At 41.7% G+C, this 20,361-nt stretch carries 14 protein-coding genes; 8 read left to right on the forward strand and 6 right to left on the reverse strand.

What is annotated here, in order from left to right; genetic code table 11:
- Window positions 1-2 precede the first annotated feature (2 nt).
- Genes ACN0VI_RS05990 through ACN0VI_RS06005 form a run of 4 tightly spaced genes read right to left on the reverse strand, consistent with a single transcriptional unit; the run spans window position 3 to window position 5,050 of the window.
- Window positions 3-1,577 carry a TniQ family protein gene (locus ACN0VI_RS05990; protein ID WP_417446112.1) on the reverse strand — a complete coding sequence of 525 codons (1,575 nt, stop codon included), beginning with the start codon at window positions 1,575-1,577 and terminating at the stop codon, window positions 3-5.
- Window positions 1,574-2,503 (reverse strand): TniB family NTP-binding protein, encoded by a 930-nt coding sequence (locus ACN0VI_RS05995; RefSeq protein WP_417446113.1) that lies wholly within the window; start codon window positions 2,501-2,503, stop codon window positions 1,574-1,576. The genes ACN0VI_RS05990 and ACN0VI_RS05995 overlap by 4 nt, the downstream gene beginning before the upstream one ends.
- Window positions 2,503-4,386, reverse strand: a complete 1,884-nt coding sequence (locus tag ACN0VI_RS06000; protein ID WP_417446114.1) for a Mu transposase C-terminal domain-containing protein — start codon at window positions 4,384-4,386, stop codon at window positions 2,503-2,505. Before ACN0VI_RS06000 ends, ACN0VI_RS05995 begins: the two co-directional genes overlap by 1 nt.
- On the reverse strand, window positions 4,379-5,050 hold the full coding sequence (locus ACN0VI_RS06005) for a TnsA endonuclease N-terminal domain-containing protein (protein WP_417446115.1): 672 nt from the start codon (window positions 5,048-5,050) through the stop codon (window positions 4,379-4,381). The genes ACN0VI_RS06000 and ACN0VI_RS06005 overlap by 8 nt, the downstream gene beginning before the upstream one ends.
- Before the next feature lie 134 nt (window positions 5,051-5,184).
- On the opposite strand from ACN0VI_RS06005, the gene ACN0VI_RS06010 reads away from it, so the two are divergent.
- From ACN0VI_RS06010 to ACN0VI_RS06045, 8 genes are read left to right on the forward strand one after another with little or no spacing between them, the layout of a single operon-like run.
- Window positions 5,185-5,769 (forward strand): restriction endonuclease subunit S, encoded by a 585-nt coding sequence (locus tag ACN0VI_RS06010; RefSeq protein ID WP_417446116.1) that lies wholly within the window; start codon window positions 5,185-5,187, stop codon window positions 5,767-5,769.
- Between the two features lie 54 nt (window positions 5,770-5,823).
- Window positions 5,824-7,509 (forward strand): type I restriction-modification system subunit M, encoded by a 1,686-nt coding sequence (locus tag ACN0VI_RS06015; protein WP_417446117.1) that lies wholly within the window; start codon window positions 5,824-5,826, stop codon window positions 7,507-7,509.
- Complete coding sequence (locus tag ACN0VI_RS06020) at window positions 7,499-8,737, forward strand: restriction endonuclease subunit S (protein WP_417446118.1); 1,239 nt, start codon at window positions 7,499-7,501, stop codon at window positions 8,735-8,737. Before ACN0VI_RS06015 ends, ACN0VI_RS06020 begins: the two co-directional genes overlap by 11 nt.
- A 12-nt stretch (window positions 8,738-8,749) precedes the next feature.
- The gene (locus ACN0VI_RS06025; RefSeq protein ID WP_417446119.1) at window positions 8,750-9,982 is read left to right on the forward strand and encodes a DUF6161 domain-containing protein; all 1,233 of its coding nucleotides are present in this window, start codon (window positions 8,750-8,752) and stop codon (window positions 9,980-9,982) included.
- An 8-nt stretch (window positions 9,983-9,990) separates the two neighbouring features.
- Window positions 9,991-11,328, forward strand: coding sequence for a KAP family P-loop NTPase fold protein (locus ACN0VI_RS06030; protein ID WP_417446120.1), 1,338 nt, complete (start codon window positions 9,991-9,993; stop codon window positions 11,326-11,328).
- Window positions 11,329-11,342: 14 nt separating this feature from the next.
- Window positions 11,343-14,609 carry a type I restriction endonuclease subunit R gene (locus ACN0VI_RS06035; protein WP_417446121.1) on the forward strand — a complete coding sequence of 1,089 codons (3,267 nt, stop codon included), beginning with the start codon at window positions 11,343-11,345 and terminating at the stop codon, window positions 14,607-14,609.
- Between the two features lie 11 nt (window positions 14,610-14,620).
- Window positions 14,621-15,355 carry a M48 family metallopeptidase gene (locus ACN0VI_RS06040; protein ID WP_417446122.1) on the forward strand — a complete coding sequence of 245 codons (735 nt, stop codon included), beginning with the start codon at window positions 14,621-14,623 and terminating at the stop codon, window positions 15,353-15,355.
- A 26-nt stretch (window positions 15,356-15,381) separates the two neighbouring features.
- Complete coding sequence (locus ACN0VI_RS06045; protein ID WP_417446123.1) at window positions 15,382-17,961, forward strand: DEAD/DEAH box helicase; 2,580 nt, start codon at window positions 15,382-15,384, stop codon at window positions 17,959-17,961.
- Window positions 17,962-18,078: 117 nt separating this feature from the next.
- Here ACN0VI_RS06045 and ACN0VI_RS06050 read toward each other — a convergent pair whose 3' ends face one another.
- On the reverse strand, window positions 18,079-18,672 hold the full coding sequence (locus ACN0VI_RS06050) for a hypothetical protein (RefSeq protein ID WP_417446124.1): 594 nt from the start codon (window positions 18,670-18,672) through the stop codon (window positions 18,079-18,081).
- 287 nt (window positions 18,673-18,959) lie between these two features.
- A complete protein-coding gene (locus ACN0VI_RS06055) occupies window positions 18,960-20,225 on the reverse strand; it encodes a ribonucleotide-diphosphate reductase subunit beta (protein WP_417446125.1) in 1,266 nt (421 codons plus the stop codon).
- Window positions 20,226-20,361: the final 136 nt, after the last annotated feature.

Consider the following 20,361-nt stretch of genomic DNA (forward strand, 5'->3'; position numbering starts at 1 on the left):
GGCTACTCCTTCATAAGGTCATTGAGATTCAACGCTGCTAGTTTTGATTTTCGGTACAGGTTAGTGATCCCTCTATCGGTAAACGGTTTTCCTTCGGGGCGAACACCTGCTCTCCTTAGCCTCGCTGCAACTGCTTGTCCGCTTAGGCCAAAGTTTTTAGCCAGTTGTGTAGAAAACACATAAGAGTGAAAGAATCGCTCAACTTGCTCTGGGAGTAGAAAGGTAGCATTGCTAGTGTCTTTAATTTTTATGGGGTTAAATACACCGAGCTTGATGAGCTTTCTCAAAGACTCATATGGAATTTGAGTTTTTTCAGCCAGGTCGAGTAATGCGATATATCCTTTAGTGTCTGGAGTTGTCTTCACTGGCTTAGTGATTTTGGATGATAGAATTCCTTTATCCAGCCGCATTGGTTTCAAGGAAATGGTTTGTGACTTAACTGCCTTTAGGATGTCCGAAACACTCAGTTTAAACTTGGGATGTTTTAGCAAATAACCGACTTCTTCAAAGGCGTTATTTGAATTCTTAGCGGTGCTTTCTTGGCTGAATGCCCACAGCAATTGGTTAATTGGTTTAAAGGTGACAAAAAACTTCGACTCTCCGCGTTTGAGAAAGCCCTGTTCGATTAGCTTTTTTACAATGTGAACGCTACAACCCAGTGTGATGGCTGCCTGCTGTGTTCGCATTTGTGTTACAAGTTGCTTCTTGCCAGAAGAAAGCGCTCTTGTTTGATAGTTCAGTTTGATAGTTGAAAGTAAGCGGCTACAAATATCGTGGGCCAGCGAGCTTTTCATTGTTAGCAGTGGCCATAAACACAGCCTGGGGTGAAGCCCAAGCTCTGCATGATGATTAACAAATTTCTGTAACCGCTTAAATGCGGGAGATTGAATACCGGATGTTGTCAACTGATAAGCGTCAATTGCATATTGATGCTGCATCTCAAGTGACTGGTTATCACCAGTCACTGTCAGCAATGCATTAAACAGGCATTCAATCAATTGAGTGTGTTCGTGCTTGCCTGCCTTCAAAAGGTTGTAGATGTGCTTAGTCTCCTGGGTATCGACTGCTGTTACAGAATTGTTTAAAAAAGCATGCCCACAGCCACATTGATTCAATTTGCCACGATAGTGTTGAATTTTTTCCCCACATTTGGTGCATTGCTCAATCAGCAAGCGGCTATGCTTGGGGCAGGCTGTAATAAATCTTAAGTCCCATCGGTAATCCAGATAACCGTTTTCATCAACGCACTCCGGACATAGGGCGCTGAACTTTTGTCGAATATATGGGAGCCTGGTGAAGTGCCCGCGAACATTAATCGGCGAGAGGTTGTAGTTCTTCTGTTTGTGATAGGGAATACCTTTATCGATTAGATAGTCGGCGTTAAAGCTCGCAACCAAGGCATTCCATTTTTCGTTATCAACGAGCCAGCTAAGAACAGCACCCTTATCGGATTTTCCAAAGCCAATACTGGATAGAAAGTAGCCTAGCTGCTTCCATCCATTTTGCTCGCTGGTTCGAATTAAAATGCTCGATGGGGACTCATCGGCAATAAACTTCGGGGTATGCAATAACTTCATTGGATGGAATCGTGCATTTCAATGATTTCATGCAGTTCTTCAAGGCTGAAATCAAACGCTGAGTCATCCCCGCATAAATCATAAGGTAATTTTAACGACTCATAATTTTCAGCCAAAAACTTCAGTTTGATTGTCCGTTTATTATTTACTATGCATCGATAGAGGCTGGCTTTAAAGATTTGCTCGATATCAGATGGGTTGCCCCCCGTCGCAGCATAAAGCGCTAACAAAGTATGGCTATCCTTCAAGTTGAGCTGGACATCAATGTTTAAAGTATCACTAATGATCTTCATGACGGTAGCCATATAGCTACCAAACTCATTACTGTGTAGTGGCGAAGTAAGGTTGCCTAGGCGGAACCGCCTGACAAATCTTCGTGCATGCTGCTTGTCACTATCAACCACTCTTTCACACTCAGGGGTGCCGACTGCAATGATCGGAATTTGGTAATCGTTGAGCAGGGATTTAATCCATTCAAATACCTCTTTATTGGAACTTTTGGGTTGTAGGAGGTGTTGCAGCTCATCTAATAAAATCACCTGTGTCCGACAGTTTTTCAAAAGTACCCCCAAACGATTCTTGACCTCAACAGAAGTGCCTCTGTGGGCATCTCTAACCCCCAGCGACTTCAACATATTGATCGCCGCCCCCTTGGTCGTTGCTGGCGATGGGATACTCGTGTAAAAAGCTGGCACGATGGTTCTCTCGAATAACCTGTCTTCTTCAACGGTTGGAGGGTATTGTTTGAGGATTGCTGTACAGACTTTGGTTTTACCCGTCCCGGCGGGGCCCGATAAAATCACGCTTTCTGCTTTTCCCGTAGCTTTGGACAGCTCAATTGCATCGATGATGCCTTGCTTTGCCTGTTTAAATTTTGAGTGTGGAATGACAAAGTTTTCAACTTTTTTAAGATCTGCAATTTTCATCAATCTAAGTTCTCCGGATTATGGGCATCAAAATTCATATCAATTTTCAACTCTTTATTGGTTGAGTTAGATAGCGTTTCTGGTTGAGGCACATTAGATAATAGTTTGGCTTTTTGACGTTCGCGTTGTAATTTTTTGCGAACATTCTTCGCCAGACGACGGCTCTGTGGGTCATTCAGTAGCTCAATCTCCATTGACATTTTTTTTCTGAATTTAATTAATTGCTCGGTTGGATATCGCTCCAGATCTGAACTTGTTCTCAATTTCAGTTTCTCTTTCACTTTTTGGTATTCTTCCAAACTTAAAAGCTCAGTAAATTCAGGTCGGGTTGAATCTGCTCGAATAAAGTTATTACGCTTGAGTGGATCCTTAATCAAAACATAACTGAGATTTGTGATATCAATATAAACATCAACTTTACGGGTGACTCTTTTAGCGATTAACTCAGCTTCAACCGCTGCAAGCACGTGTGAATACCAGGTTAGTCCTTGGTAGCGAACTCGCCCTTTGCTGATTTTCCGTCGTTCTACTTTTCTTGCCAGCATGTCGATGTGTTCCATTGGATAAACATGCACTGGGTGCTCACTGGCACTTTCTTGCCACAACGCTGAAGGTGCACGTTCGGTGCCCTCATGAATCCGTTTATGGTAGTCGTTATCAATCCATTTTTTGACGAGAGACTGAAGTTGGTCTAAGGTCACAACAGCTTTTTTCTCAGACGGATAGTTGTCTCTATGCTCAGGGTTAGACCATGTGGTGCCAGGTAAATGGTGAATTAGCCCTGTATTTAAAGACTTAAAAAAGCGTTCAATTTGCGCCTTCAAATTAGGTTCATTGGGTGCTGCATAGTCGATCTGAATGCCCAAATTATTGGCAAGATTTTTCATTGATTGCGAGGTATAGTCAGCACCATTATCAACATGTAATGTTTCAATGTGCCCGCCGAAGCCAGAGTAGCTACCTGTCAGAGCCAACTTTAATGCCTGAAGCACGCTGCCGGCACTAAATCCTCGCATACTGATGACCACGGAAATAATGCAGCGGGTATAGACATCAATCAAAATGGTTGCATTTGGACGCCCAAGGATTTCCCCTGTTTGGTCATCAACAATCAAGATGTCCATTACTTGCCCATCCGCCTGTACAGCTTCTAAAGGTCTTGAATAAAAAGGGCTGGCACCAGCGGCTCTAAGAAGCTTGCTGGCTTTGAGCGAACCGTAGCGTGCCCGGATCTTTTGGTGTTCGCTGATATTTTTTACATAACGCTCAAATGTCCGCAATGAAGGTACCCTAGAAATCTCACCATTCAAATATAAGTTGCACATTTCATTGTATGCGTAGCTAACTGAATGTCGCTGCTTACTCAGGTAGATATTTTTCACGACCTCGTGCATGGCGACCTGGGCCTGGTGGCATAGCTTTTTGATTCTGTTGCCCTTTAAGTGATTGTTATCGACTAAAGAGTTAGGCCGGTAACCCGAGCTAGTGTACCTTTTGATCCATTTACCGACGGTTGAAAAACCAGGTGCTGCTTCTTGGCGTTCATCCGCAATGCTTTTAATCAGTGGATTGACGACAGATCTTTTGGTGGGCTTGCTGGTCGAATTTAGAATTTTTTGAACATAAGCCAATCTTCTATCCCGCTCTTTGATCTGTTCGTCTGTAAGGAGTAGCTGTTCGTCACTGCCCATTAGTTCAATATTGTGGAGTTTAATTTCGCCAGAGGTTACCAGCGAGTGAAACCTCTCTGATGCCAACATGTTCGGTGCTCCTCCCTTGCTTCGCTTATACAAAATTTCACTCTCTGTAATGTGGATAATTTCGTAGTCTTGCCCGGAGAAGGTAAATCGCTGACCTCGTCTAATTTGATTTAGATTATTCATGCTTAATCTCCACTTGTGATTGGCTAGTAATTGGCTTTTTGAGGTTGATGGATAATTGTCCTTGCAGAATTAAATGTTCTGGCAATAGTAATGGAAGCTGATTACTTGATAGCACCTGCCGAATTTCTTGCAGTGAGCGAACTTTCAAACTTGCAATTAATTCATAGGCCTTTTTGCATTCGATTGGAGTAAAGGGCAGTTTGGCGGCTCGATATAGGTAGCGGTAGTTGTCTAACATGGGGCTCTTGTCTGTGAGCTTTTCTGTTACAATCTCAAAAGGGATTTGATTTTTTGTAAAATATTTCCTTGCTAAGGATAGCCTGGCCACCACTTCTTTATTTTTAAGTTCTCCCATTGGCTTAATTTCGACGACTTTGTAGGTGTTATGCGTCGTACGAAGAATAAAGTCAGGTGTGTATTTAATATCCCCAGTATCAAACTGAATCCCCTGCGTTCTGTATTCTTTGACTGCGTCATCGAACTCAAGGTGATAGCAGTAATTCTTTTCGAGGCTACTCTCGCAAGGCATGGAAAACCCATTCTTTCTGCTCGCGAACATGGTAATGCGTTTGCTTTTTTTGCCCTTCATCAGTTTGCGATGCCCCTGCCAGTGCCCGGGGGTATAGGTTTCCCGATTAAAAAGCTCTTTGAATTCTTTCAGCACTACTCTTCCTCCTTCCTCTCAGCTATGCTTTGAATGCTTCTTTGCAATTGATGCACTCGATAATTTACCGTAGCACATTAAAAATTCCATTGGCAAGTGGTTTTTAAGCATCAATGGTGATAATGTTGTCACCCATGAATATAAAAAACTTAATAGACATACACCTCGGACACCCTTTTAGAGGGAAGATAAAAGAGTCGCCAGGCCTTGATACGCTGGTGATCCAGTTCAAAAATGTGGATCCCGAATATGGTGTGGACTGGAGCGATGTCACTTCTTCCGAGGTAAAGGGACGGTTCGAACCGAAGTGGCTTGAAGAGAAGGATTTGCTCTTCCCCAATAAAGGCTCAACCTTCTTTTCAGCATTGGTGAAAGGGATCCCGAAGGGAAAGAAAGTGGTGGCATCGCCCCATTTTTTTGTGATTCGTTGTACCAATAAGCAGTTAATATTGCCCGAATACCTGAATTGGTACCTTAACCAGGCACCTGCCCAAGCCTTTTACAACCAATCGGCCAGTGGTACGATTGTGAAAAGCATCACAAAAACTAGACTATTAGAAATGGATATCCCACTGCCACCTCTCGTTGAGCAGAAAACAATTGCTGAACTCTATAAAACCACACAGCAGCACACTCAGGCACTTCAGCAACAAATATCCAACAACCAGAATTTAATGGGTCAACTTGCGTACGACATTAAACGTCGCTTGGCCGAGTAGAATAGATAATAGTGAAATATCAATAATATTGGTATTCAAGAGGGTACAAGAACAATGACTGACAAAATCGACCAAAACGAAATCAATAAAACGCTGTGGAGTATCTGCGATACCTTCCGTGGCACTATTTCTGCTGATACCTATAAAGATTTCATTCTGACCATGCTGTTCTTAAAGTACATTTCGGATGTGTGGCAAGACCATTACGAAGAATACCAGAAGGAGTATGGCGATAATCCGGAAGTCATCAAGGCGATGATGGACTCTGAGCGCTTTGTTCTACCGGAAGGAACTAGCTTTTATGCGCTCTATGAAAAGCGTCATGAAATGGGCAATGGTGAGCGGATTGATAAGGCTCTGCATAAGATTGAAGAAGAAAACGGTAAGAAGCTACGCGATGCCAGTAAAAGTGTGTTCCAGGATATCTCCTTTAATACGGACAAACTGGGCGACGCTAAGCAGAAGAACACGATTTTGCGTCATTTGCTGGAAGATTTTGCCCGCCCGGAAATGAACCTTAAACCGAGCCGCGTTGGCGACCTTGATGTGATTGGCAATGCCTATGAATACTTAATCGGTAAGTTTGCTGCCCAAGGCGGTAAAAAAGCCGGTGAGTTCTATACCCCGCCTGAAGTGTCGGAAGTGATTGCCCGCCTGTTGGCTCCGAAAGAAGGCGAAAGCATTTGTGACCCGGCCTGTGGCTCCGGCTCGCTTCTCCTGAAATGCAGCAACTGGATTAAAAAGCACTACAGCTCCAAGCGCTATGAGCTCTACGGTCAGGAAGCTATCGGTTCAACCTGGTCGCTGGCTAAGATGAACATGTTCCTGCATGGCGAAGATAATCACAAAATTGAATGGGGAGATACCATCCGTAGCCCTAAGCTGCTGGATAAAGACGGTAATCTAAAGTTATTTGATATCGTGACCGCCAATCCGCCATTCTCTTTAGATAAGTGGGGCCATGACGAAGCCGAACATGATCCACACGGTCGTTTCCGTCGCGGCGTTCCGCCAAAAACCAAAGGCGACTACGCCTTCATCACCCACATGATAGAAACCCTTAAGCCTCAAGGCAAAGGCGCTAAAGGCGGTCGTATGGGCGTTGTGGTGCCGCACGGTGTTCTATTCCGTGGTTCCAGCGAAGGTAAAATCCGTAAACAACTGATTGATGAAAACCTGCTTGATGCGGTAATTGGCTTACCGGAAAAACTGTTCTATGGCACCGGTATCCCAGCCGCCATTTTAGTGTTTCGAAAAGATCGCAAAGATAATAAAGAAGGCAACAAAGTCCTATTCATCGACGCTTCCAAACACTTCAAAGCAGGCAAAAACCAGAACCAACTAACCGAAGACGACATCAGTCGCATTATCCAGACCTACCGTAAGTACCGCGAACTGCTCGGCGCAGAAGACGGCCATGACCCAATTGGCATGGACAACGGCACAGACAGCTCAAAAGAACTGACCAAGCAATTTGAAGAAGCCATGAACGGCGAAGGCTTCGACCAGAAGGCCAACGCAGGCGTTCTGGTCGATAAATACGCCTTTATTGCCACCTATGAAGAAATCAAAGAAAACGACTACAACCTCAACATCCCACGTTATGTCGACACCTTCGAAGAGGAAGAAGAAATCGACCTCATGGCCGTCAGAGAAGAACGCCTCAATCTCAACCAGGAGCTCAGCAAACTGGAAAGCGAAATGGAGAAATACCTAAAGGAGCTTGGGTATGGTGCCTGAGGGTTGGAAAAAAGGAGATTTAGGTAACCTAGTTGATACAGTAATGGGGTACGCATTTAAAAGTAAGGACTTCGTGGAAAATGGAATACAGCTTTTAAGAATGGGCAACTTATATCAAAACTCATTAGACTTGAGCAGAAACCCTGTATTTTTGCCTAAGTCATATAAATTAGAGTTTGATAAGTATGTAGTTAAACCAGGTGATCTAGTTATGTCTATGACGGGTACTATGGGTAAACGAGACTATGGTTTTACGGTAGAAATACCGTTAGAAGCACCTGATACGTTATTGAATCAACGTGTTATAAAGTTAAACCCAAAGAAAAAAACAAGTTCTGTCTTCGTCATTAATTTACTCCAAAGTGAGGTTGTTTTAGCAAAGTTGTATTCATATCCTGGTGGGACTAAGCAAGCAAATTTGTCTGCAAAACAAATTCAAAATCTAAATGTTTTAATTCCTCCTTTTCCAGAACAAAAGAAAATTGCCCAAATCCTATCCACATGGGACAAAGCCATCACAACCACCGAAAAACTCCTAAAAAACAGCCAACAACAAAAAAAATCCCTCATGCAACAACTCCTCACCGGCAAAAAACGCCTCCTCGACGACAACGGCGTTAGGTTTAATGGCAAATGGAAGAAAGTTAATCTAGAAAATCTGTGTACTGTAAACCCCAAAAAGGAACCTGAGCCATCGAATAGGATGGTTTCTTTTATATCTATGGATTCTGTATCGGAAGATGCTAGATTAAAAAGTTTTGAAAATAAGACGTATGATGTGGTTTCGAAAGGATATACGGCATTTAAAGATAACGATGTTATCTTAGCGAAAATAACGCCTTGTTTTGAAAACGGTAAGGGTGCATATATTTATGACTTAACAAATGGAGTAGGTTTTGGAAGTACCGAGTTTCATGTTTTAAGGGCTAAAAAGGGTATAAGCTCAAGGTATATCTATTACATCACGTGTTCTTATGAATTTAGAACACGTGGTGAGGCTAATATGCAAGGATCTGCTGGTCAAAAAAGGGTCACAACAGATTACATAAAAGCTTTAAAAGTTTTTTTACCTGCTTTATACGAAGAGCAACAGGCAATTTCAAAAGTTCTTTCGAAAGCTGATTTAGAAATTGATTGTTTGCAGCAGAAGATAGATTACCTAAAGCAAGAGAAAAAAGCTCTTATGCAGCAGCTTTTAACGGGTAAGCGAAGGGTTAGAATAGATTGAGGGAGTTAAATTATGTCATCTGTGTTTAAAATTTCTATTAGAGATGTTAGTGGAATTACATTTGAATTTTCGAGTTTAAAGAGTTTTATAAAATTTGCTAAGTCAGAAATTGAAAAGTGGGAAGAGTATGCTGAAAGGGTTAAAAGTAGCAATAAGCGTCCGCACGGATTAATTAATTTCTATAATAACTTTCACCAGGCCCTCTCAACTATAGATAATTGGGGAGAGAGTGTTGATAAATGGTCAGAACAAGACTTATTACAAAACTTTAACACTCATATAACAAACCAAAGTATGCGTCATGCTGCTACTCATTGGCTATCTGCAACCAATGAGGGTGCAGAAGTTTTTGTAGGTTGTAATTGCGATTATGATTTAGATGGTGCAGATGCATTTTATAAAATCTTATATTTAAACCAAGTGCATCATCCTTTAAATAATCGAAATGTTTTCATGGGAACACTGATTGGATATGAGTTTATTCAAAGTGATTCTGAAATGGTTTCGAGACGAAATGGTGAGAAGATATCATTAGGCCATCTTAGATCTCAATTCCTCAAAGAGACAGATGAGCTAATAGGTGAAGTAGATGATATTAAGCATAATTATAATGAGTGGTTTGATAAAAGCTTAGATAAAGCTAAGCAAGCTTTAAAAGTCAGTAATTATTTAGGCATACGTCAAAGAAGTAGACATGAAAAACAATTTGATGAAAATCTAAGAAGCTGGTCTCAATCTGTTAATACTCTTGAAGAAACCTATTATGAAAAATTAAGACTTGATGGCCCTGCTAAATATTGGAATAGATCTGCAAAAAAATACCGTAAACAGGGTTTTTGCTGGCTAGCAGTTTTAATCGTATTTTTAGCATGCGGTATATTTGGCATATACACGAATTTTAATAACTGGCTCCTTGGGAAAGCGTTAGAAGTTAACCTAAGCTCCCTCCAGGGTATTGTGATCTTCGGTACCCTTGCAACCATGTTTGCTTATTTGATTAGAACTTTTAGTAAATTAGCTTTCAGTTCCTTTCATTTGATGCGTGACTCGGAAGAGAGAGAGCAACTTACTTATCTTTATTTGGCCTTAAAGAACGAAAGTGCGGTTGAAGAGCAAGATAGAGCTTTAATACTGCAATCCCTTTTTAGTAGAACAGATAATGGCCTTTTGGGTGGGGATAGCAGCCCTACTATGCCAGGGGCTGCTGATATTGTTAATTTAGCCTCAAGACTAGGTAAGAAATAAGGACTGTTATGTTAGATCAAGAATTAACTTTTGATTATAGAGATGAGTTTGGTCGGCGGAATATAGCCGAGAAAATTAAGTCTTTACTTGAAGGTGATATTGATATCTCTCCAATGCTCTTAGATGGCGGCTGGGGAGCTGGTAAGTCTGAGTTTTGCCAAAAGCTTGTTAACTTAATCAACTCAGAGGAAGAGCCACCTCTAAAAGCCATATATATAGATGCATTTGAAGCAGATCATGCTGATGAACCATTATTGACCATTCTTTCTTCAATTCTCAATGCCATTGATGATCCTAATGAAAAGAATAGCTTAAAAGATAGAGCTCTGCCTGTTTTAAGATATGCATTAGGTGCTGCAATGAAGATTGGTACATCTGCGTTTCTTTCCAGAGCGGGAATAGACGCAGATACTTTAGTAGATGAAATCCAAAATGCTAGTAATGATCTTATAGATAAATCGGTAAGCCGTTTACTTAAAGATCATGAGAAAGTTGAAGAGAGCTTAAATGCACTAAAAGTATTGCTTGAAACGGTGGGGCAAGAGCAACCTTTGGTCATCTTTGTAGATGAATTAGACCGTTGTAGACCAGATTACACTGTAACGATGCTAGAGAATATTAAGCACATCTTTGATGTCGATAATATTCAGTTTGTGTTGGTGGCTAACTCTAAGCAAATATGCTCGTCGGTAAAGCATCGGTATGGCATTGATGATGACGATGCGCAGAAGTATTTGGATAAGTTTATTAAATATACAATTCAACTACCAGAAGTTTGTTCAGTAGATAACAATTCAATTTTAGCCTCACAGCATCATTACAATTTAAAAATTGATCAAAGCGAGGTTGTCAGAGGAACATTCTTCGAAAATGAAGGTTGTATTTCGTTTGTAAATGAACTTATTGAAAAGAATAAACTTTCTTTGAGAGATGTTGATAAATTTATTAGATTGATTGAAGTATCTATTACTCTGAATCCCACTCTGTTTGTGTCAAATTTAATATTCCCATATGGTTTATTACGTGTGTATGGTGTCTTTCTATATTGTTTCGATCCAGTCGTTGCTGAGGTTTTTTGTAACAATGAACAGCCAGTAGAGGAGATGATTCGCCCGCTAACGGATGCTAATATCTTTGGAGACTTTGATGATTGGCCAAGCCATGCAGAAGTTATTGCCGCAGGGATAATGCATGATTTATTTGGTATGGGGTATGCACATGTAGGAATCTTTGATCAGAATCATATAGAAAAGTGGAGAGAGGCAATCAATCATTACTTCCGTGGAAGAGGGACTAATAAAATTAAATGTGTTAAAGACTCAATTTCACTTCTAAAGCTAGTTTAAGCTGAGATAAATTTATGTCGCAACTACAATTCCAAGAAGAATACAGCGCCAAGATCCCGGCACTGACATTGTTGGCCAATATGGGTTGGACGTTTATTAGCCCTGAGCAGGCGTTAAAGCTGCGCGGCAATAGCCAGAATGAAGTGGTGCTGGTTGACGAGTTGCGCAGGCAGCTGCAAAAGCGTCAGTTTGAGTTTCATGGGGAGCAGTATTCTTTAAGCCAACAAAGCATTGATACGATTGTTGCTAATCTCCAGCCGCAGCTTAACGAAGGCCTCACTAAAGCCAATGAGAAGATTTATAACGCTTTGGTGTATGGGGTTTCGGTTACTGAAATCATTAATGGCAAAAAAGCCCATCCGACTATTTCTATCATTGATTGGGATTTAATCGACAATAACAGTTTCCTGTTTACCGATGAGTTTAGCGTAACCCGAAATGGCGGGGTTGGTAGCAAGCGTCCCGATATTGTCTGTTTCGTGAATGGTTTGCCGTTGGCGGTTATTGAAGCCAAGCGCCCCGATGGACATGCCAGCAAAGGCCCTACGGTTAAAGCAGGCATTACTCAGTCCATTGGTAACCAGCATCCTGATGAAATCCCGCATCTGTTTGCTTACAGCCAGGCGCTACTAAGCATCAGTGGCAATGATGGTCGATACGCCACCTGTGGGACGCCTTATAAATTCTGGGCAGCTTGGCGCGAAGAAGACTTTAGCGATGAACAGATGGCTGGGTTAAAGAATAAGCCTTTGGCGCAAGAATCTTTTAATGCCATATTCGACTGCCGCGAAGCTCGCTACCGCAACTGGTATCAAAGTCTGATTGCTGGCGGTGAGTTGGCGTTGACTCAACAAGACAAGCTTCTGATCAGCCTATTAACGCCAGCCCGTCTGTTAGAGATTAGTCGCTACTTCGTATTGTTCGATAGCAAGATTGGTAAGATTGTCGCTCGCTATCAACAGTTCTTTGGCACCAAAAAACTCATGGAGCGGGTGCAGCAAAAAGATACCGATGGTTCACGTCAGGGAGGCGTTATCTGGCATACCACGGGATCGGGTAAGTCTCTGACCATGGTGTTCCTTTCCAAGGCGCTGCTCCTTAATGAATCGCTGAAACAATGCCGCATCGTGGTGATTACTGATCGGAAAGATCTGGAAACTCAGTTGAGCGCTACCTTTACTACTGGCGGCGAGCTTGAGGGCAAAAAGGACAAGAAAGACTCACTTGCAACATCTGGCCGAATGCTTGCCAAACAGATTGGAAAGGGCCATCAACGGATTATCTTTTCACTGATTCAGAAGTTTAACTCGGCGGCTCGTTTACCAGAGTGCCACAACGACAGCCCGGACATTATTGTTCTGATTGATGAGGGCCATCGTAGTCAGGATGGAGAAAATCACATCAGAATGCGTCAGGCGCTGCCTAATGCGTCCTTTGTGGCCTTTACCGGTACGCCACTGCTTAAAGATGACAAGACTACCAATAAGTTCGGTTCCATCATCCATGCTTATACGATGCAACGTGCGGTTGAGGATAAGGCGGTGACGCCATTGTTGTATGAAGAGCGGATACCGGATTTGAACGTCAATGAGCGTGCGATTGATGCCTGGTTTAAACGAATTACTCAAGGCTTGAGCGAAGAACAGGTTGCTGACCTCAAACGTCAGTATGCCAAGAAAAGCTCAGTCTATGGCTCAGAAGACCGCATCAAGCTGATTGCGGCGGATATCGCGAGTCATATTCAGGCCAACCTTCCCGAGGGCCAGAAAGCTCAGTTAGCCTGCGATAGCAAAGCCTCTGCCGTTAAGTACAAGAAACAGTTTGATGAGTTGGGAGTATTCGAGAGCGCCGTCGTCATGAGTGCACCGGACATGCGCCAGGGCCATAAAAATATTGATGATGTACCTGAAGTGATCCAGTGGTGGAACGATAACATCGGTAATCAAGATGAAGGGGCGTACACCAAAGATGTAGTCAAACGCTTTGATGAAGATCCCAATCTAAAGCTACTCATCGTAGTCGATAAATTGCTGACCGGCTTTGATGAACCCAAGAATACCGTGCTCTACATTGATAAGCCTCTGAAAGAGCACAACCTGATCCAGGCGATTGCCCGAGTAAACCGTTTGCATCCCGATAAGAAGTTTGGCTACCTGATTGACTATCGTGGGATATTAGCAGAGCTGGATACTGCGATTGGAAAATATCAGGACTTGGCTGCTCGAACACAGGGCGGCTACGATATTGAAGATATCGAAGGCCTCTACTCGCACATGAACACCGAGTATCGAAAACTGCCTCAGCTCAACAAGAACCTGTGGAATTTCTTTGCCAGTGTTAAAAATAAAGGTGATAACGAACAGTACTATCAGGTGCTCTTGCCGAAGATTAAAGAAATCAACGGTGAGATGGTCGATACCAACCAGAAGGTGCGTGATGAGTTTTATGATGCCTTAAAAGAGTTCTCCTCATGCCTGAAAGTGGCTCTGCAATCGGCAAACTTCTATGAAGACAAAAGCTTTAGCGAAGAAGATCGCAAGGAGTATAAGCAGACCCTGAAGAAGATGACTGCGATCCGTCAGGCCGTACAAAACTCTTTAGGTGAAACCATTGATTACAGTGAGTATGAAGACAGTATTAAAAAGCTATTGGATAAGCATGTGGTCGGGGTTGAGGTGCGTGAGTCCGAAGGTGTTTATGAGGTAGGCAAAATGGGACTCAGCCAAAATGTCGACGACTGGACGGCTGATAAAACTCGCAATGAAACCGATATCATCAAAACCCGCGTCACTAAAACCATTGAGCAAGACTTACGCGATGACCCTTATGCTCAGGAAGCCTTCTCCAAATTGCTAAGAGAAGTTATTGAGCAGGCGGAAAGCCAGTTCGACCACCCCATGAAGCAGTACATGCTGTTTAAGGAGTTCGAAGAAAAGGTTAATAATCGTGAGCTGGATGATATTCCAAGTGAACTAAAAGAATACAAGCGAGCGCAGGCCCTGTTTGGGATTTTCAAAAAACAGCTGCCGGAAACCTTTGCAACCATCCATGAAGATGACCTGCGAAGCTGGATAGATTTTGCGGTAGAGTGCGATGAGGCAGTTGATACAGCCATCCATGAGAACTCACTCAATCCAGAAGAGATGGAAAATGCCATCAGGAAAAAGCTGATACCTAGCACCATGATGATGTGTAAGAACGCTGGCGCTGGCTTTGAACATGCAAACGCCATCGTAGAGTCCATCATTCACACTGTTCGCGTTGGGACAGGGCAAGGATAATAGGGATTGCCATGACCAAGAAATTGCTGAGTTTTTACTATGGCGACGAAGCGATTGTCTTTGAGCGAAAAGACAAACAACAGTCCAGCCCCAAAGTCAGCATTAAAGTGCACTCAGACTGCACCGTGCAGGTCTATGCCCCAAAAGATGTATCTGACAAGGATGTAGTAGAAGCCGCCAAGAAACGCGGCCAATGGATTAACAGAAAGCTCACCGAGTTTAAAAAACTCAACGAAGAGCATAGCCCAAGAGAATATATCAGCGGTGAGTCGCACTTCTACCTAGGGCGGAGATACATGCTAAAAGTGCATGCTGATAAAAAGCACATGCCAACAGTCCGATTGTTCCGTGGCACCCTAGAGGTTTACTGCAAAGATAAATCAGCCGATACGGTCAAAGCCTTACTCGACGACTGGTACAAAGACAAAGCCAAACAAGTCTTCAAAGAGCGGCTTGAAAAAGTCGTCCAGAAAACACCTTGGGTCACAGAGCCACCTCTATTCACCGTCCGCACCATGAAAAAGCAATGGGGAAGCTGTAGCCCCAAAGGACGACTACTACTTAACACCCATCTAGTGAAAGCATCCAAAGAATGCATCGACTACGTCATCTTGCATGAACTTTGCCACCTGGTAGAGCACAACCATAGCAAACGGTTTTATAAGCTTATGGGACAGGTAATTCCAGAGTGGAAGGCAATTAAATCGAAAGTGGATGGGCTATCTGGTCAGATGATTTATAACTAATTTAGGATTAAAAGCAGGAGAATAAAATGGCATTTAAGAAAAAAGAATCAAGTAACCAAGTTCCTGAATCGCCTGACTTATTATTTAGGGAGTTAAGCAGAAGACGGTTCCCTGATGTTCTTCCTCACCAGAAAGAAATGATGGTTAAATATACGAATGAAGGTCAGACATGTAGCGATGTTGCCTTACAACTGCCAACAGGAAGTGGCAAAACCCTTGTAGGATTATTAATCGCAGAGTGGAGACGTAGAAAAAATAACGAGAGAATTGTTTATGTTTGCCCAACAAAGCAGTTAGTAAACCAAGTAGTAGCTCAAGCAAAAGAAAAGTACGGTTTAAATGTTGTAGGCTTTACTGGTACTAAAAGGGATTACAATCCAGGTGATATTGTTAAATATAGACAGGCTCAATCAGTAGCGGTAACTACATACAGTAGTATTTTTAATACAAATCCATTTTTTGATGATCCTGATGTAATTATTATTGATGATGCCCATGCAGCTGAAAATTATGTCTCGACTTTATGGTCGGTGCAGATAAATCATAGTGATCATCCTCATGTATTTCAGGCTATAGCTAATATATTGAAGGAGCACATAGGATCCAACAATCATGGCAGGCTATTGGGTGAGTGGGATGGCCCGTCCGATAAAGCGTGGGTTGATATGCTTCCAACACCAGTGATGGAGGAAGTAAAGCAGGACTTAATGGAAATAATTAGCCTTTATTCAGAGGGTAGTAGCTATAAGTACTCGTGGTCTTTGCTAAAAGACCATTTTTCAAGCTGTAACTTGTATTTATCTCCCAATAACATGCTTATAAGACCAATTATCCCTCCTACTTGGACTCATGAAGCATTCTATGAAGCGAGTCAGCGTATCTATATGTCTGCTACATTGGGAGAAGGTGGAGATCTAGAAAGATTGGTTGGAAGAGAGAAAATTAAGAGATTGGAGGTTCCCGAAGGTTGGGATACACAAGGAGTGGGCCGAAGGTTTTTTATATTTCCAACTTTTTCTTTAAGTGATGAAGAATATGAAAGTTTTTACTGCAAGCTAGTTGAGAGCAGTGATAGAAGCTTATTTTTAGTCCCAAGTGATTTTCAAAGTCAGAATAAGATAGAAATTCTGACCAGTAAAACAACATCAAGAATTTATGAAGCAAGGGATATTGAGAATTCAAAAGAACAATATATAAACGATAATGATGCTGTTGCTATTGTTGCGAATCGATATGATGGTATTGATTTTCCTGGTGATGAATGTCGATTATTGATAATTGATGGTCTTCCTAAAACAGTAAATTTACAGGAACAGTTTTTAATGTCTAAGATGGGGGCAAATACCCTATTTAATGAAAGGGTTCAAACCCGGGTTTTACAATCTCTAGGGAGATGTACACGGTCGCTTGAAGATTTCTCAGCGGTGGTTGTTTTAGGAGATGAACTCAGCTCATACTTAACAGATATAAAGCGTAGAAAATATTTTCATCCAGAGTTACAAGCTGAGATAACCTTTGGAGTGAAGCAGTCTACAGATGTATCAATGGACGATTTACTAGAAAATTATAAGATTTTTATTGAAAATGATGAAGATTGGGAGGCAGCTAATCAGCAAATTCTAGAGTATCGAAATGAGGCTCACCAAGATAAGTTGCCAGCTGTAGATGATTTAAGTGCAATTGTCCACCTTGAAATAAAATATATGAAAGCTTTATGGAAAGGGGATTATTTAACAGCATTACAATATGCAGAAGAGATTTTTGACTCTTTGCACGGCCCAGAACTTAAAGGTTATAGAGCATTGTGGGCATATTTATCCGGTTCAGCTGCATATCTGGCAACTGAAATTAATGGTGAGGATTTAACTTCTAAGGTATTGGCGCACTATTCAAAAGCTAAACAAATCGCTAAAGATATACCTTGGTTATCTAACCTTTCAAAATTTATTGGTAGTGAGGACTTATCTCATGAAGAGCTCAGTAATCACCTTGCCTTGAAGCAAGTTGAAAATATGGAGTCTGTTCTTGTTAACCTTGGCCTATCAACTAACAAAAAGTTTTTGAATCATATATCAAAAATAAGAGACGGATTAGAAGAGGCTAGTTTATTTGAAGAATCGCATAGGTTAATTGGAGAGCTTTTAGGGTTTAATGCTAGAAAGATTGAGGTTAATGGTTCCCCAGACCCTTGGTGGCAATTGGAAAATGGCTTTATAGTTTTTGAAGATCATGCTAATGCTAAAAATGAAAAGCTTAGCGTAACAAAGGCACGGCAAGCTGCAACGCATCCTAATTGGATGATGAAAAACGTTGAGGGTTGCGATGGGAATTCAGAAATAGTTACTGTTTTAGTTTCATCTGTTACAAATGCAGATGACGGTGCTTTTCCACACCTTAGCAATGTTATGTTTTGGAATTTAAATGACTTTAAAAGCTGGGTTATTAACGCTCTAGATGTAATAAAAGACTTAAGAACCAGCTTCAAGCAGGATGATCTTGTATGGAGAAATGAGGCTGTTAGTCGGTTACAAGGTGAAGGCCTTGATTTTCAATCAATTATGACAAAGTTGAAGTCTAATCCAGCGGATAAGGCACTAAGTGCTTAGTATTTTTTTTGTATGTTGTATTTTTTTTAGTGATGAGTGTGTGCAAAGATCATTAATCAACTTTATCATGGCTCGTCTATTATGCTTCGTCCATTTTGTATTTTTAAACTTAAGTAATCAGTTGATTGTTAGATGGATATAATCAAGCAAAGTCTTCATCTTATAAGAGCGTAAGTAGTATGGATACTTCCCGGGTTGATTGTATGGCACGATAAACCCAGTTCTTTGAATCGCAGCTACTACCGATATACTTTCATCAAATGAGATGTTTAGTTGGCTCGAAACACTCTTGTAAAGTTTTTCGGAGGATTCATTTACCTGTTTTCCGCTTGTATCTGATGAACTATGGATTAAGTGCTGGCTGCATAAGCTGAGCACTATTATTTCTTTGTTTGACAACTCTGAAATAGATGAAAGAAGTTCGTTTACTTCATCCGTATCCGTAATGATTTTATTTTCTTGAGCACCTTTTACAAATATATCGATTAGATAATTTATTTTTTGATGTCCACTGGCTTTTTGTAATGCATCAGCAGTATAAATTAGTGTTGATATAAATTCTTCCTTTTCGACTTCAGGTGAATCAAGGTTGATTCCTCCTGTTTTGAGCTTTTCTAACAACTCATTTATCCTTTTCTTTCTCCAATAACTAATGCCTTGTTTTAGGGCTGTTGTCAGCACTGAATTAATGGCAGTCGTTGTTAAACTCATTCCTAGTTCCTTTCAGTATTTATGTATTATCTCAGTCTTTTTTTCCAGAAAAAAAGCCTGACAATTGCTTGTCAGGCTCTTGGAAGAGGAGTCAGACGTCTCTTAGCTCCTCCGTTCCCCCAAGATGCTTGATTTAAAAATAGTCTATTTTCAAATCAAGGATATTTAATTTGATTTATTAAATTAAATATCAATCTTCGCGGTTTACACAAATTTAAATTATTATCAATAATCTCTCTTTATGTGTCGCAAATCTCTTCTTATGTGTCGCTTTACGAAATGTGGTGTTAGTCCCAAGACAGGGCGCCACCAGTTTGATATTCAATAACACGGGTTTCGAAGAAATTTTTCTCTTTCTTCAAGTCCATGATTTCGCTCATCCAAGGGAATGGATTTGAGACATTTTTGAACTGCTCGGGCAAGCCTAATTGGGCAAGACGACGGTTACAGATGAACTGTAGGTATTCTTCCATCATGCCGGCGTTCATGCCTAATACACCGCGTGGCATAGTGTCACGTGCGTATTCAATTTCGAGCTGTGTGCCTTCAAGAATCATTTGCAGGACTTCTTGCTTGAATTCAGCTGTCCACAAGTGTGGGTTTTCCAGCTTAATCTGGTTGATGATGTCAACGCCGAAGTTTAGGTGCATTGATTCATCGCGCAGGATGTACTGGAACTGTTCAGCAACACCGGTCATCTTATTGCGGCGACCCATAGACAGAATCTGAGTGAAGCCACAGTAGAAGAATATGCCTTCGGTTACGCAGTAGAAGCCGATTAGGTTGCGTAGTAATTCCTGGTCCGCTTCGTCTGTACCGGTTTTGAAGGTTGGGTTTGAGATACCTTGCGTGTGTTTAATGCTCCAAGCCGCTTTTTTAGCGATGCTTGGCACTTCACGGTACATGTTGAATACTTCTGCTTCATCCATGCCTAACGACTCTACGCAGTATTGGTAGGCGTGGGTGTGGATGGCTTCTTCAAATGCTTGACGCAAAATATACTGGCGGCACTCAGGGTTGGTAATCAAGCGATAAATCGCCAGTACCAGGTTGTTGGCAACCAATGAGTCAGCGGTTGAGAAATAACCCAAAGAACGCATGACGATTTTTCGCTCATCGTCAGTTAAGCCATTTGGATCTTTCCAGGTGGCAACGTCTTTAGTCATGTTGATTTCTTGTGGCATCCAGTGGTTCGAGCAACCATCCAGATATTTTTGCCATGCCCAGTCGTACTTAAAGGGTACTAACTGATTCAAATCAGCGCGGCAGTTGATCATTTTCTTATCATCAACTTCGATACGGGCCGCACCCATTTCTAATTCTTCTAAACCCGGAGCTACGTCGAGCTCTTCCAAAGCGGCTTGTGCTTTAGCAAGATTGTCTAACGCTTCAGGCTCAATATACTCTTCTTGAGTTGCTTTTGGCTCAGCGGCAGCTTGTGTCGCTGGCGCAGCTTGCTCTTGCTTCTCTTCGACTACGGGAGCAGGAGTGGGTTGTGCTTTCTTCGGCGCTTCGGCCTTTTCCTCTTTGTTGTAATCATCCCAGTTGAACATGTTTACCTCTCTTAAATTTGGTTGTGCTTTTCACGCTTTTGCATTGCCATTTTATTTTCGTGAAAAAAGGGGCGAACTTTCGTTGCGACCCCATTCCGTTGTCGTCACTTCTCTTTTTAGTTATTCACTTAAGCGA

The sequence above is a fragment of the Kangiella sp. genome (assembly GCF_048265365.1).
In the GTDB taxonomy this organism is placed as follows: Bacteria; Pseudomonadota; Gammaproteobacteria; order Enterobacterales; family Kangiellaceae; genus Kangiella.